This window comes from Bradyrhizobium sp. SZCCHNS3016 (assembly GCF_032484535.1).
Classification (GTDB): Bacteria; Pseudomonadota; Alphaproteobacteria; order Rhizobiales; family Xanthobacteraceae; genus Bradyrhizobium.
Genome location: NZ_JAUETE010000021.1, coordinates 84,885 through 99,509, shown reverse-complemented (window position 1 = coordinate 99,509; position 14,625 = coordinate 84,885). Strand labels below are relative to the sequence as shown.

Here is a 14,625-nt window from a genome sequence, read left to right as displayed (position 1 = left end):
CGGCGGCATAAACTCCCAGCCGCCTATCAGCAGACTCGGTTTAACCGAGGACAACCTCCTGAGGCTCCACAGCTAGTTACCTGGTTGAGGGCGTCGGGCCGGGTTGATTTCGCGCAAGGCCGTGCGCGGGCGACGTGCTCAGATCGGTCGCCTTTTCTGAGGAGCAAGATCATGCAAACCCCGGCTCAAATCGAATTCGAGAATCTGACGCCGTCTCCTGAGCTGCAAGCTGCGATTAGCCAGCACATTTCCGAGCTGGAAAAGCGCTTCGGTCGAGCGACCGCAGGTCGCGTCATCGTGCGAGGCCCTGGCGAGCGTCACAAGACGGGCGGTCAGTACCAGGTAAACATCCGGCTCGTTCTTCCCGACGGGCGCGAAGTCAACGTGGGCCGGACGCCCAAGGAGGATGAAAGGTATGCCGACCCGACCTTTGCAGTGGACGACGCTTTCAAGCGGGCGCGGCGGCAACTGCAGGATCAGGTGCTTGTGATGCACCGCGAGACGAAGCACCACCAAGGAGAGCCGGTCGGCACCGTGCTACGGATCGATCCTAGCGGCGAATTCGGGTTCCTCGAGGCGGACGACGGCCACGAGGTTTATTTCAATTGCAACAGTGTTCTGGAAGGCCGCGCGAATATCGCCGTCGGCGCGCGTGTCAGCTATGTCGAGGAGCTCGGAGAAAAGGGGCCTCAGGCCAGCACGGTCAGGCTCCTGAGCAAACACGGCATGCGGACGTAGGTGGTTCCTCATCTCAATTGGTGGTGTGCTCACAATGGACAGTAGCTGGACGCCTCGTACCGCACGGACGCGGAGCGATCGGTTGCGCCTCTTTGCCTTGAATGGCAGCACGGAGCTGGGCGAGCGGATTGCGTCCTCATTGGGCTGCAAGCTGGCGGCCCACGAAGAGCGCAGCTTTGAAGACGGCGAACACAAGGTCCGGCCACTCGATACGGTTGCCGGGTGCGATGTCTTTGTCGTTCACAGTCTTCACGGAGGTCCGATTGAGAGTCCGAACGACAAGCTTTGTCGTCTGTTGTTCATGATCGGCGCACTGAAAGACGCAGGTGCCACGAGCGTGACCGCAGTCACGCCATATCTTTGCTATGCGCGAAAGGATCGCAGAACGAAAGAGAATGATCCCGTGACGATCCGTTACCTGGCGTCGTTGTTCGAGGCGGTCGGCACGGCCAGGATGGTGACGCTCGATGTGCATAACGAGGCTGCCTTCGAGAATGCATTCCGCTGCCCTTCGATTGCACTCACCACGGCGCCGCTGCTGATCGGAAGGATAAAATCAATCGCCGGCGACAGGCCGATCAGCGTCGTCTCTCCCGACCTCGGTGGTGGCAAGCGGGCCGATCTGTTGCGGGAGGCATTGCAAAAGGCCTTGCAGAGACCCATAGGCAAGGCCTTCGTCGAGAAACATCGCAGCTCCGGCCGGGTATCCGGCGACCTCTTTGCCGGCGACGTGGCTGATGCGTTCTGCGTCGTCGTCGACGACCTCATCAGCAGTGGCGGAACCCTGGTGCGTGCGGCGAAAGCGGCGCGCGCGCACGGTGCAGGAAGTGTCATTGCGTGCGTCGCTCACGGCCTGTTCATGCCGGGGGCGGAAGCGGCACTTGCGGACGCGTCTATCGATCACATTATCGCGACGGACACCGTTCCGCCGTTTCGGCTGCGCCCGGGTCCGGTTCTTGCCAAGCTTGAGGTGATCTCGGCGGCTCCGCTGCTGGCAGAAGCCATCAGACGGCTGCATCAGAACGAATCGCTGGCCGATTTGATGATGTATCAGGCTTGATGAAACCTTGCTCGATTCATCGGGCGAGCAGCCGTTCAAGCCGCTTTGCATCGGCTTCGGCAAGGGCGAGATAGTGGTGCGCGACGCGGGGCCATTTTTCCGGCGTGCGCGGCCGGGCATCGAGCAAATGCGCGATGGACAAGCGCGCCCGTAGCATCGCGCGACCAACTCGATAAAACAGGAATACGCCGCTTGCCGGATCATCGTGCAGCGTGCGTGCCAGCCCTTGTCGGATCGTGTCGCCGAACCATCGGCTGCCAAGCCGCTCGCATTCGAGGTGCAGAAACGCGATCTCGTCCAGTGCATCGCTGGCTCGCAAACGCGAATTGAACTCGAGACAGTCGATGATCGGATGGGCAGGCGTGAGCCAGATGTGCTCTGGTCTCAGGTCGCCGTGACCATCGACGATAAGCCTTTGCGAGACCCGATCGATGAGGATCCGGGCGTTCTGCTTGAGAAATCGTCGTTGAACGGACGCAACGCGCAAGATCATGCCGTGCGGCAGGGCGAAGCGTCGATTCAGCAGGACTTGCAAATCGAGGACGGCGGCTTCGTGCAACGAAGCCAAATAGGTCTCTGGGTCGATCAGGACCCGCGAAGCATGCGAATAGAACCCGGCGAGAACCGCTGCGAGCTGGTCGGCATCGGTCTGGCGAGCCGTGCCGTTGCGCAGCATGGCCTCGAGCGTTTCGTCCTCGTTCAGCCGGCGCATGACGACGAGCCAGTCAGCCACCGGACCGGAGCCGCCGATCGCGTACCCCGAAGCAGTCTCGGTCAGCGGAACGACGCCGAGATAGACGTCGGACGCCAGCCGGTGGTTGAGGCTGGCTTCTGCCAGGCAGGCCGCCCTGCGGCGAGCCAGAGTCGAAAAATCGAGATAGGCAAAACGGACCGGCTTCTTGAGCTTGTAGACCCGCCCGCCATTCATGAAGACCCAGGACATGTGGGTCTCGCGCGTCTGAAGGCGGTCGGGAACGGGAGTGTAGCCCTCGGGGCGGCTCAGGAATGCGACCTTGCCGGAAAGGGCAGAAACGCTGACGTTCTCGGCACCGTCCGTCGTGAGCTCGTTCTGGCGGTCCAGCATGACACTCACTTGCCAAACGAAGACCGAGACAGTTTGACACCGATCAACGATCCCGGGCGCCGGAGCAATAATCTGAAAAAAATTCAAGCGGATCTGCGGACATGTTGTTTCAGGACCGGGAAGACGCCGGCCGTCAGCTGGCAAAAACCTTGCTCAAGTACAAGAGCCGCCATCCCGTGATTCTGGCGTTGCCTCGCGGCGGCGTTCCCGTGGCGGCTGAGGTGGCCGAACGGTTGGAAGCGCCGCTCGATCTGGTTCTGGTGCGCAAGATCGGCGCGCCCATGCAGCCGGAGCTCGCGATCGGGGCGGTGGTGGACGGAGACGATCCGATTATCGTTCGCAATCAGGACGTCATCGATCTGACCGGCGTGAGCGAGAAGACGTTCGACGCCATCTGCGCCGGTGAGCTTGCCGAGATCGACAGGCGGCGCGAACTTTATCTTGGCGGTCGCCTGCGGTCCGACGTCAAAGGGCAGGTCGCGATCATCGTCGACGACGGCATTGCGACGGGGGCGACGACGCTCGCAGCGATCCGCGCGCTGCGAAGACGAGAGCCGAAGGAGTTGGTCCTAGCCGTCCCGGTCGCGCCGCTCGAGACCTTGCAGCGGTTGCACACGGAGGTCGATGCAGTCGTTTGCCTGGACACGCCGCGAGACTTCGGCGCGATCGGCTACTATTATCGTGACTTCGGCCAAGTCAGCGATGACGAGGTCATCGCAACCTTAAAGCGGTTCCCGGCGAAGAAGATGACGACACCGGCCTCCTGATCTCGGGGTTGCTCATGAATACGTCGTCAAGCGCGCTCCTGACGGACCTGTACCAACTGAACATGGTGCAGGCGTATCTGGAAGCGGGCCAGACGCAGACCGCCGTCTTCGAATTCTTCGTCCGGAAGCTGCCGCCCCAGCGCAACTTCCTGGTGGCGGCCGGTCTGGAGCAGGCGCTCGAGTTCCTGCGAGGTCTGCGCTTTTCCGACGACGAACTGAGCTGGCTGATACGAAGCGGCCGGTTCAGCGCGAGCTTAATCCATTATATCGCAGATTTCCGCTTCAGCGGTGACGTTCACGCCATGCCGGAGGGCACGGTATTCTTCGCCAACGAACCTATCCTCCGCGTCACGGCGCCTCTCCCCGCGGCTCAACTCGTCGAGACCCGCTTGATCAATCTGTTGCATTTCCAGTCGCTGATCGCGTCCAAGGCCGCCCGCATGGCGCTGCTTGCGCCGAACAAGCTGTTGGTCGATTTCGGGCTGCGCCGGGCTCATGGCGCGGAAGCCGGTCTTTTGGCAGCCCGCGCCAGCTATATCGGGGGCTTTGCCGGGACTGCGACCGTTCTCGCAGAGAAATGCTTCGGAATCCCTTCCTATGGCACGATGGCGCATTCGTTCGTCCAGTCGTTCGATGACGAGACGGCAGCGTTTGAAGCTTTTGCGCGGGCAAGACCGAAGGATCTCGTGCTGTTGATCGACACCTACGACACGGACATGGCGGCCAGAAAGGTGGTGGCCTTGGCTCCCCGGCTGCGGGCCCTTGGCATTTCCATCCGTGGAGTGCGGATCGACAGTGGTGACTTGGTGGCGCTCTCGAGAAGCGTCCGGCTCATCCTTGATGAGGGCGGTCTCGAGGACGTGACCATTTTCGTCAGCGGCGGCATCGATGAAGAAGCTCTGTCTTCCTTTGCTTGCGAAGCCGCCCCCATCGACGGTGTCGGGATCGGCACCAGCCTGGCGACATCCTCCGATGCCCCCGCCCTCGACTGCGCCTATAAGCTGCAAGAGTATGCAGGCACGCCGCGACGAAAGCGTTCGACTGGCAAAGCGACTTGGCCGGGCCGCAAGCAGGTGTGGCGTCGCTATGATCCCGACGGCCACATGGCATCCGACGTGCTCTCGACGGACGATGATGTCCGAGAGGGAGAGGCCCTGATCGTCCCTGTCTTGCAACAAGGGCGTCCGGTCACGCATCAGCCCTCGCTGCAGGATATCCGCGCCTACGCCCGGACTCAATTGGAGCGACTGCCGAGAGCTCTTGAGGGACTCCAGGTCGGCTCGTCCTATCCGGTCCATGTGGCGGCACGGCTCCGAGAATTGGCCGCTGCTGTCGACTTGAAGACGAAGTAGGTTGCTGCGGCTAATTCTCGTCATCTGTGTCAAGAGCGGAACGCGCGGTGTGCACCTAGAAGGCATGGAGAGCGCCTATGCCGGTTCAGAATGCCGAAATTGCCAAGATGTTCGACCAAACCGCGGAGCTCCTGGAGATCAAGGGCGACAATCCCTTCCGTTCCCGCGCGTATCGTAACGCAGCCCGCCTGATCGAGCGCCTGCCCAAGAGCATCACCAGCCTGCTGAAGGCTGGCGAGGATCTCTCCGAGCTACCTGGGATCGGCAAGGACCTCGCGGGCAAGATCGAGGCCATCGTAACGTCGCACAAGTTCGATGTGCTTGACCGGCTCAAGCGCGAGCTGCCGGGTGACCTCGGTGAGATTGCGGCGCTTCCCGGGCTCGGGCCCAAGCGGATCAAACTCCTCTACGACAAGCTGGGCGTCCGTTCACTCGAGGATGTGCGACGCGCGATCAGATCGGGGCGACTGCGCGAGCTGAAAGGGTTCGGGGTCAAGAGCGAGCAGAAGCTCGCGGCGGCCCTGGCCAAGCCGCAGGCGGAAAAGCGTTTCAAGCTGTCGGAGGCCGAGGCTGAAGCAGAAGCGCTGCTCAACTATCTACGTGACGCCAAGCGGAGTGAGATGGCGGTTGCCGGAAGCTATCGCCGCAGGCGTGAGACCGTGGGCGATCTTGACCTCGTCGTAGCCGCGCGCGACGGCGCGGCGATCGGCGGCAAGCTCGCCAAGTACGAGAATGTCGCCAATGTTCTTGCACACGGCCCCACCAGAACGACCGTCGTCCTCCACTCCCGTCTCCAGGTCGATCTGCGGGTGGTTCCGAAGGCGAGCTACGGGGCGGCGCTGATGTACTTCACAGGCTCCAAGGCACACAACATTGCCCTGCGCAGCCTTGCCAACGACCGTGGCTGGAAGCTTAATGAATACGGCCTGTTTGACGGTCAGCGACGCATTGCAGGCGCAAGCGAAGAGGACATCTACCGCAAGCTCGGCCTTGCGGCGATTCCGCCGGAAATGCGTGAAGATCGCGGCGAGATCGCGCTTGCAAGGGCCGGCAATCTTCCCAGGCTGATTGCGCTCGGCGATATCAGGGGCGACCTGCATGTCCATTCCAACTGGAGCGATGGTACGGCGCCGGTTGCCGACATGGCGGCCGCAGCGAAAGCGCGAGGCTATAGCTACATCGCCATCACCGACCACAGCCAGCATGTTACGGTGGCCCATGGTCTGGATGCCGCAAGGCTGGGCCGGCAGATCGATGAGATCGACCGGCTGAACGAGAAACTGGCCGGCTTCACCATCCTCAAGGGCGCGGAGGTCGACATCCTCGCCGATGGGCGCCTCGACCTGCCTGACAAGGTCTTGTCGCGGCTCGATATCGTGATCGCCGCCGTGCACTACAAGTTCGATCTGTCCCGCAGACTGCAGACCGATCGCATCGTTCGTGCGATGGACAACAGACATGTGTCCATCATTGCCCATCCGACGGGAAGACTCATCGGTGAGCGCGAGCCCTATGAGGTGGACGTGGAGGCGATGGCCGCGGCCGCCGCCGCTCGCTGTTGTTGCCTCGAGCTGAATGCGGACCCCGACCGGCTGGATCTTACGGACATAAACGCCCACGCCGCCAAATTAGCCGGCGTCAGGCTCGCCATTTCGACGGACGCGCATGCCGCGGCTGGATTCGCCAACATGCGATTTGGCGTCGATCAGGCGCGGCGCGGCTGGCTGGAGCCGGCCGATGTGATCAATACGCAGCCGCTATCCAGGTTACGAAAGCTGCTAAAGCGATAGCAAACAGGCTGCCGCGGCGTTCACGCTCGTGCCAGCCCCATTCAATTGGCCCTCGACAACCACGGCAGATTGGATGTCCCCGCTCGAACAGGGGGCGCAGGCCTTTTGCTGGCGCTGGATCACGCCACGCTGGACGATAGGACGGCCGAGTTGTGCACCCCACGCCCCTCACAACTCCTTCATGAGGATCATCCAGGATAAAGTTGACCGGCCACCTCGGATCAGACGGCCATCTCCGTTTCGGGCAGTCGGTCTCGCCTCGGCTCTGGAATCTCCGTCATCGTCGCTTCCGTGAGCAGCAGTACGCTTGCCACAGAAACCGCGTTTTCGAGGGCGGTTCGCACAACTTTGACTGGATCCACGATCCCGGCCGCAACGAGATCGACATAGACCTTGCGTGCGGCGTCGAATCCGGTGTTGTCCTGGCTCGCCAACATCCGAGCAACGACGACGCCGCCATCCGTGGCGGAGTTTTCTGCGATCTGGCGTGCAGGCGCCTCAAGTGCGCGCTTGAGGATCTGGACGCCGGTCCTTTCATCCCCTTCGCACTGTGCCTCTTCCTGCTGGACCTTTTCGATGCAACGCAGGAGCGCCAGTCCGCCACCGGGTACAATACCTTCGGCGACTGCTGCTTTGGTCGAGCTGATAGCGTCGTCCAGCGCTTCCTTCTTGGCCTTCATTTCAGTTTCCGTCGGAGCCCCAACGCGGATGACGGCAACGCCGCCGGAGAGCTTGGCCAATCGTTCCTGGAGCTTCTCCCGGTCATAATCGCTGGTCGTCCGCTCGATCTCGCGGCGGATCTGTTGTATCCGGGCCTCAATGTGGCTCTTGTCGCCGCCGCCGCCGATGACGGTGGTGCTCTCCGTATCCGCGACCACGCGCGCGGCGCGGCCTAGCTGGGAGACGCCGGTATTCTCGAGCTTCAGCCCGATGTCGTTCGAGATCACCTGTGCGCCGGTCAGGATCGCGATGTCCTCCAGCATTGCCTTACGACGATCGCCAAAGCCGGGTGCCTTGACTGCGCATGCTTTGAGGATACCTCGGAGCCTGTTGACAATCAGAGTGGCCAGAGCCTCGCCTTCGATGTCCTCAGCGATGATCAACAATGGGCGTCCCGACTTCGCAACCTGTTCGAGCAAGTCGACCAGATCGCGCAACGCTCCGATCTTGTGATCGCAAAGCAGCACATGCGGATCCTCGAGTACGGCCTCCATCCGCTCAGCGTCGGTCACGAAATAGGGCGAAAGAAAGCCGCGATCGAATTTCAAGCCCTGGACGACGTCGAGCGCCGTTTCGGTGGTCTTGGATTCCTCTACCGAGATCACGCCGTCACCGCCAACCTTCTCCAACGCCTCGGCAACGAGGGCTCCGATCGACGCATCGTTGTGAGCGGAAATCGTTGCGACCTGCGCCTTCTCCTCCTGTGTCCTCACCGGTCGCGAGATTGCGCGTAGCGTGTCGATAGCCGCGCGCGCCGCGCGATCGAGACCACGCTTGAGATCAATCGCGCTTGCGCCGGCGACAACATTGCGAACGCCGTCGGCGAGAATGGCATGAGCCAGGATAGTCGAGGTGCTGGTACCGTCGCCGACGACATCGCCGGTGCGCTCGGCGGCCTGTCTGAGCACCTGCGCACCCAGGTTCTCCTCCGGATCCTTCAGATCGAATTCCTTGGCAATGGTGACGCCGTCATTGCAGACGACCGGCGTACCCCAGCTCTTCTGGATCAGGACCGATTTGGATTTTGGCCCCAGCGTCACCCGCACTGCGTCGGCCAGAAGGGTAGCCCCCCGCAGCACCTTTTCACGGGCAGCCGAGTGAAACAGAACCTGCTTGTGGGGCATGGCGGTCTCCGCTCATCTGAATTCCAACAAAATATGGCGCCCGGCGCGGCGCAAATTGATCTTGCTCAAGATCGGCTTCAGCCAGGAGCGAATCCCGATCCGAAACGACATCGGATCACAAACATGCCTGCTGTGAACAAGATCGTATTTCTGGGCGCGAGCAGCGCGGCATTCGGGATGAGCATGTTCCGCGACTTGTTCTCCTCGTCCGACCTTTGCCGGTGGTCAATTGGTTCTCGTGGGCAGGAACGCCGGGCGGCTTGGCGCTCGCTGCGCCTTGCTCAATGGCTGGGCGAACGCGCGAAACTGGTGCGGCTGATTGATGATGTGCTTGCCGGCCGAGCCATGATGCCATCGCGGTGGTTGCAGGCCTCGGGCGAGCGCGCTGCCATGATCATCTCCTCCGTGGTTCACGACCGCAAGCAGCTGATCGAATCGGCAGCTGTCCTTAATCAGGGCGTGATCCCGAACTCGCCAGCCAACGCCGCCGTCGATGTCCCCGTCGTTGCCGACGCCGCCGGGGATTCACCCTGTTTCTCTCGGACCATTGCCTGATGCGGACGCCAAGCTGATGGGCATCCAGGTCAATGTTCAACATCTCGCGGTTGAAGGGGCTATGCACGGCTCGAAGGAGCTTGCACTGCAGGCACTGCTGATCGATCCCGTCGTCAATTCGGAAGATGAAGGTATTCAGCCGCCGTCCCCTTCGGAGCTGACGGAAGCCTCAGAGAATTCGCTGCAACGCTCGCCGGTGTTCTTCAATAGCAGAAAACTCGCCTGCCGTCGTTGATATCCAAATGCTCTCGAATCGCACGTCAATGTGCTCGGCTGCATGCGAGAGTCCTCGGGTGTCCGCATTGACGCCGACCGCGTCACAGCGAGCACTCATCTTGCCGAGTTCAGCGAAGTAGGAGCGGCCATGAGAAGCAGTGAGGAAGGAATGGAAGAGGAGAGTTGCCGATCACTCCGTCCGCGCCGCGATCTGAAGAACTAAAGTCGATTCCGTTCGGCCAATGGCGCGCCTGCACGATCAACGAAGCATGTAAGGTTACGGGCTTGGGACGGACAAAATTTTACGAACTGATCGGTGCGGGGCATCTCACTACTACAACCGTTGGACGCCGGCGGTTGGTGCTCGTAGGCTCGCTCCAAGAACTGCTCGACGTTAACTCCTCGGGGCCAGGAAGTATCAGGCGGAATCGATCGACCATTGTGACGCGAGCAATGCGCGCGCGGCTGCGTAGAAGAACGCCCGGGCGAGACCGGACAGCGCTTGTGCCCCGGCTTCTCACCTGCCATCGTGTTGCAGGCGGACAAGACCACCCAGCGGCGTTCAGCTTGAGTTGACTCTGCTCGCTTGCCGTCAGCAGGCTGTCGTCCACCGGCCCGGACTTCTTAGGAAGGGTTAGCGCGAGCGAAGGCTTGCTCAGGCCGGCAATGTCTCCGGCAACTAGCCCATGGGTGGCGAAATAAGCGATCTTGTAATCGGCGAGGGGGCTGCCCTTCACGTTGGCCTCGGTTGCATTCTCATCGAGGAAGATGTCGCTCGCGGGCATGTTGGCCAGTTGAGCCCGATCCGAGCCGTTGTTCGTTATCTTGCGTGTCACAATCAGATGATGCTCGGCATCCACGTCGACCTGCACGTTGTAGCCGACGACGCCGGAACCGCGCCCGCTCGTCGCCATCGAACGGCTGTCCGGATCGGTCAGTGAGATTTTCTGGTCAGGAGAAGCAAGCATCTGCTTCTCGTAAACGGCAAACTTGCTCATTCCGCATTCAGTTTCTCGGTAAGCCTCGTCACCTTCGGCCAGGGCCTCCGTCAGCTCGTGTCGGTTGGCCGTGTCAAGTTGGCTCGGATAGCGAGCGACGCTCTCCGCCAGTTGCGGCATGCCGCCGTTCTACCTTCGCCCGCGTAAAGTTCTTGTCGCGGTTGTTCACGGCTTTGAACTTGCTGCCATCGATGGCAACACTCGCCGTCGCGAGAAGACCCATCTCGCCGAAGAGTTCGACGAAGCGCGCACATACCGTGCGCAGCGCCAGGCCATTATCTTTGCGGAAGTCCGCGATGATCTTGTGATCAGGTACGACCCGACCCAGCAGCCACATGGCTTCGACATTGCGGCCGGCCTCGCGTTCGAGCCGGCGGCTCGACTGCACCCGGCTGAAACAACCGAAAATGTAAAGCTTGAGGAGAACCGAGGGGGGTACGATGGCCGGCCAGTTGCCGCCGGTTCCACTCCCTCAAGGCTCATCTCAGCCAAATCGAGCGCATCGACAAACACGTCGATCACGCGAACGGGGGTTACTCTCGCCAATGAAATCATCGAGGCATTCGGGCAATAGCGTCCATTGCCCACGGTCCATGCTGAGCGAAGCGCCTCATCGGCGTCCCAGGGGGCAAATCCGGCTGTTGCCGGTCGGATGATGGTACAGACGGTGTACCTCCAGCTTCGGAAATACGCCCTCCCATCGCGGGACCTACGTTTCCTGCCATAAGCGGACCAACCACTTGCCGCTAGATCGTGCGCGCTGTTGATGGACCACCTGCGGGGGGCAGTGACAGTGCAATCAATTGGCAAGCGGCGCCACCAAGGAGCGCCATCGTTGCTCTGCGAGTTCAGTACGCATTCAACGTAGTCCGTTAGAAGCGATAGTTGACGCCCACGCGAACGATCTGGAGTTTCGTGCTCACCGTATGGTTGGCTACTTGTCCAGGGGAGCCAAATCCGGGTCCGTTGTTGAGAGTCGAATAGGAGAAGTCGCCGAGGTCGGCGTAGAGATACTCAGCCTTCGCGGACCAATGGTCTCGGAATGCCCATTCGACGCCACCACCGGCTGTCCAGCCGACACGGGTGCTGCTGCGACCGCCGACATGACATTCATTCAAGCCGTTCACGATCAGGCAGCCGTCGGCAAAATCCCACGCAAATCTCTTTGATGCGTCGACATTGGCGATCGCCGCGCCGCCCGTGCCATAGATCATGAATCGGTCAAAGGCCCAGCCAATGCGCCCTCGGACCGTGGCGAACCAATTCATGCCAATGTCGTCGACTGATGCAACCGTTCTCCCCGATACCGGCTCGACAACATTGCCGGTGTTTCGCGACACTTTGCCGTCAATGCCGTTGAAATCGCCCTCGATACCCAAGACCAGGTGAGACCAGCCTCCGGTTGTTGGCTGCCAGTTGCACCCAACCTGTCCGCCACCGGTAATGCCGGTGTGACTAAGGTTCGCCAGACCGGCATTGTTGATTGCCGTTCTTGCAGCGCCATTGATGAGATTGGGCGGGAACGGAGGCGCGTCGGTCGTCAGGTTGTGTTTCACCTGGCCCCCGCCGAGGTTCGCGCCGACATAGCATCCCGTCCAACTAAATACGGCGAGCGGCGCAGCGAGGGGCGGGGCCTTTAGCGGCAGGTCGGCCGCCGACGCGGCCTGCGCAAATGGAAGGATTGAAACAGCAGAAATGATTGCGATGGATGCGTTACGCATCGTTACCTCCCACCACCAGACCCGAGCCATGCTATTCGGTGCGCGGGTCCGGGGACAATAACGTCTGGTTGTTTCATTTACAAATTTCAACCCAATGTGATGTTTTAACCACAGGTTGGTATGTTGCAAAATATGAAGCTCATCGCGCAACCTTGGATTGGGGATGCATTGCTCACCTAACAACGCCGAGATGCAGGGAGCCGCAGTCCGTTGCTGGGGATCACCGTGGTTTCGGGTGCGCCTATCGCGCCGGGGGCGGGGGACTTTGTGGCGTGTGCCGGGGCAACTTTCCCCGCGCTCCCTTTGCTCGGCTCGATAGGCCTGTCCGCTGATCGGCGGGTTGAGATGATGAGACCGTGTCCGTTTCCACCAGGTCCGGGTTGCTTCTCATGGCTCTGAAAATCGTGCTTGCCGGCTTTGCCGTGTTTCCGCTGGTGCTGCTCTGGTTCGGAGGTCCGGTTGTCTGGACCGCTCTGCGAACTGGGCGGCTGCTAGCGCGTGGCGTCGTCTACGATCGCGACGTGCAGCCCAGGATGTACTTCTTTGGCTTGGTGTTCTGGCTTTGCATATTTCTCGTTATGGCAGGGATTAGCGTATCCGTGCTCGTGCATGTCGACGACTGGCTTTTCAATTGAGCGCTATCCTGCGATTCTTCCTTCCTTCCGCCGCGCTGCCGCGCGTCGCCCCGGAAGGACGGCGAGGCACCGAAAAAAAAACGGCGGCCGGGGGGGCCGCCGTTGGAGTCGAGACCACGCGACGCTAAGCGTGGTGCTCAGGAGGTTCGGAGCTGGACGCGCTGGATCTTGCCGACGATCAGCAAGTAGGCACACGCCGCGACCAGGGCGTTGAGGCCGACGAACACCAGCGCGCCGTTGAACGAGCCGGTGGCCGACAGGATGTAGCCGATCACGATCGGGGTGGTGATGCTGGAGAGGTTGCCGAAGGTGTTGAACAGGCCGCCGGAGACGCCGCCGGCTTCCTTCGGCGAGGTGTCGGAGACGACCGCCCAGCCGAGCGCGCCGATGCCCTTGCCGAAGAAGGCCAGCGCCATCAGGCCGACCACCAGCGCCTGGCCGTCGACATAGTTGCAGCCGATGATCGCCATCGACAGCAGCATGCCGCCGACGATCGGGATCTTGCGGGCGAGCGTCAGCGATCCCGTCTTGCGCAGGATGGCGTCGGAGATGAAACCGCCGAGCACGCCGCCGATGAAGCCGCACAGCGCCGGTAGGGTGGCGACGAAGCCGGCCTGCAGGATCGACAGGCCGCGCTCCTTGACCAGATAGACCGGGAACCAGGTCAGGAAGAAATAGGTCAGCGTGTTGATGCAGTACTGGCCGATATAGACGCCGAGCATCATGCGGTTCGACAGCAACTGTCCGATGTGCGACCAGGTCGGACCACCGGAGGCGGCCTTGGCGTCTTTCGCGCCCTCCATGTCGACCAGCGCGCCGCCGTCCTTGATGTAGTCGAGCTCGGCCTGGTTGACGCTCGCGTGCTCCTTCGGTCCGTACATGGTCCTGATCCACATCAGGCCCATGAGAATGCCGAGCGCGCCCATCACGGTGAAGACGTGGCGCCAGCCGAACGCATGCGCGATCCAGCCCATCAGCGGCGCGAAGATCACGGTCGCGAAATACTGGCCCGAGTTGAAGAAGGCCGACGCCGTGCCGCGCTCGCTGCTCGGAAACCAGGCGGCGACGATGCGGGCATTGGCCGGGAAGCTCGGTGCCTCGGCGAGACCGACCATGAAGCGCAGCGTGAACAGCGCGGTGACGGCGGCGGCGCCGGAGAAGAAGCCGATCCAGCCCTGCATCATGGTGAAGATCGACCAGATCACGATGCTGCAGGCATAGACCCAGCGCGAACCGAAGCGATCGAGCAGCCAGCCGCCCGGCACCTGCGCGAGCACATAGGACCAGCCGAAGGCGGAGAACACATAGCCCATCGCCACGGGATCGAGATGCAGCTCCTTGGACAGCGAAGGTCCTGCGATCGACAAGGTCGCGCGGTCGGCATAGTTCACGGTCGTGACCAGGAACAGCATGGTCACGATAAATAGCCGCACGCGCGATCGGCGCAGTTCGGCCGTGGTTACGATTGCGCTCATGCGCGCCACCTCTCTTGTCACGTTCCTCGAGAACTGTCCTAGAGGAGAGGGAGGGCCGCGGTCCAAACCGAAGCCTGTATCGATCGATCCAAATTTTGGATCAATCCCCGGGGTCTCCATGCCGGGCAAAGGCTTCTCTCCTGACCATACGCGCAGGAGCCGATCAGGCTTGCACGTCGAGGTTTTGCAGATTTCGTGGCGCATTCCGACGGCCGTCGCGGCAACCGCCAGCATGGCGGGCGGATCTCTCCTCACATCCACCGCGCCTCACGCGCCGGATCGCCTGGATCCCGGCAAATTCGCTGCGACAAGATGCGAAGCGCAGCGGTCCGTTCCGCCGGTTGGAAGCCGCGCACGGACCAATGGACGTGCGAACCATCTGTGCTTGTA

At 61.6% G+C, this 14,625-nt stretch carries 13 protein-coding genes and 1 pseudogene; 9 read left to right on the top strand and 5 right to left on the bottom strand.

All coding sequences use genetic code 11. The features are described from left to right. Positions 1 to 171: 171 nt before the first annotated feature. Positions 172 to 738 (top strand): HPF/RaiA family ribosome-associated protein, encoded by a 567-nt coding sequence (locus tag QW881_RS29705; protein WP_315755156.1) that lies wholly within the window; start codon positions 172 to 174, stop codon positions 736 to 738. Positions 739 to 820: 82 nt separating this feature from the next. Then, positions 821 to 1,798 (top strand): ribose-phosphate diphosphokinase, encoded by a 978-nt coding sequence (locus QW881_RS29700; RefSeq protein ID WP_315755157.1) that lies wholly within the window; start codon positions 821 to 823, stop codon positions 1,796 to 1,798. A gap of 16 nt (positions 1,799 to 1,814) precedes the next feature. On the opposite strand, the gene QW881_RS29695 is transcribed toward QW881_RS29700, so the two are convergent. Then, positions 1,815 to 2,882, bottom strand: a complete 1,068-nt coding sequence (locus QW881_RS29695) for a hypothetical protein (protein ID WP_315755158.1) — start codon at positions 2,880 to 2,882, stop codon at positions 1,815 to 1,817. A 101-nt stretch (positions 2,883 to 2,983) separates the two neighbouring features. Between QW881_RS29695 and QW881_RS29690 the strand changes: the two genes are divergently transcribed. The 3 genes from QW881_RS29690 to polX all read left to right on the top strand — a co-directional run bounded on the left by QW881_RS29690 (position 2,984) and on the right by polX (position 6,791). Further along, positions 2,984 to 3,649, top strand: coding sequence for a phosphoribosyltransferase (locus QW881_RS29690; RefSeq protein WP_315755159.1), 666 nt, complete (start codon positions 2,984 to 2,986; stop codon positions 3,647 to 3,649). 14 nt (positions 3,650 to 3,663) lie between these two features. Continuing rightward, positions 3,664 to 5,001 carry a nicotinate phosphoribosyltransferase gene (locus QW881_RS29685; protein WP_315755160.1) on the top strand — a complete coding sequence of 446 codons (1,338 nt, stop codon included), beginning with the start codon at positions 3,664 to 3,666 and terminating at the stop codon, positions 4,999 to 5,001. A gap of 77 nt (positions 5,002 to 5,078) precedes the next feature. Then, positions 5,079 to 6,791, top strand: a complete 1,713-nt coding sequence (polX, locus tag QW881_RS29680; RefSeq protein WP_315755161.1) for a DNA polymerase/3'-5' exonuclease PolX — start codon at positions 5,079 to 5,081, stop codon at positions 6,789 to 6,791. A 221-nt stretch (positions 6,792 to 7,012) separates the two neighbouring features. Here polX and groL read toward each other — a convergent pair whose 3' ends face one another. Next, a complete protein-coding gene (gene groL, locus QW881_RS29675) occupies positions 7,013 to 8,635 on the bottom strand; it encodes a chaperonin GroEL (RefSeq protein ID WP_315755162.1) in 1,623 nt (540 codons plus the stop codon). On the opposite strand from groL, the gene QW881_RS29670 reads away from it, so the two are divergent. From QW881_RS29670 to QW881_RS32660, 3 genes are all read left to right on the top strand, one after another. Further along, the gene (locus QW881_RS29670; protein ID WP_315755163.1) at positions 8,609 to 9,190 is read left to right on the top strand and encodes a hypothetical protein; all 582 of its coding nucleotides are present in this window, start codon (positions 8,609 to 8,611) and stop codon (positions 9,188 to 9,190) included. The genes groL and QW881_RS29670 overlap by 27 nt on opposite strands. A 16-nt stretch (positions 9,191 to 9,206) precedes the next feature. Then, positions 9,207 to 9,425, top strand: a complete 219-nt coding sequence (locus QW881_RS29665; RefSeq protein WP_315755164.1) for a hypothetical protein — start codon at positions 9,207 to 9,209, stop codon at positions 9,423 to 9,425. 164 nt (positions 9,426 to 9,589) lie between these two features. Further along, positions 9,590 to 9,982 carry an excisionase family DNA-binding protein gene (locus tag QW881_RS32660; RefSeq protein WP_410052512.1) on the top strand — a complete coding sequence of 131 codons (393 nt, stop codon included), beginning with the start codon at positions 9,590 to 9,592 and terminating at the stop codon, positions 9,980 to 9,982. A gap of 41 nt (positions 9,983 to 10,023) precedes the next feature. On the opposite strand, the pseudogene QW881_RS29655 reads toward QW881_RS32660, so the two are convergent. Together QW881_RS29655 and QW881_RS29650 are read right to left on the bottom strand one after the other, a co-directional pair. Next, positions 10,024 to 10,999 (bottom strand): annotated as a pseudogene (locus QW881_RS29655) (transposase); the annotation flags it as partial. Positions 11,000 to 11,276: 277 nt separating this feature from the next. Then, entirely contained in the window at positions 11,277 to 12,125 is an 849-nt protein-coding gene (locus QW881_RS29650; protein ID WP_315755166.1) for an outer membrane protein, read from the bottom strand. Positions 12,126 to 12,514: 389 nt separating this feature from the next. On the opposite strand from QW881_RS29650, the gene QW881_RS29645 reads away from it, so the two are divergent. Then, the gene (locus QW881_RS29645; RefSeq protein WP_315755167.1) at positions 12,515 to 12,760 is read left to right on the top strand and encodes a hypothetical protein; all 246 of its coding nucleotides are present in this window, start codon (positions 12,515 to 12,517) and stop codon (positions 12,758 to 12,760) included. A gap of 137 nt (positions 12,761 to 12,897) precedes the next feature. Here the strand turns inward: QW881_RS29645 and QW881_RS29640 are convergent, their stop codons facing one another. Then, the gene (locus QW881_RS29640) at positions 12,898 to 14,235 is read right to left on the bottom strand and encodes an MFS transporter (RefSeq protein WP_315755168.1); all 1,338 of its coding nucleotides are present in this window, start codon (positions 14,233 to 14,235) and stop codon (positions 12,898 to 12,900) included. Positions 14,236 to 14,625 lie beyond the last annotated feature (390 nt).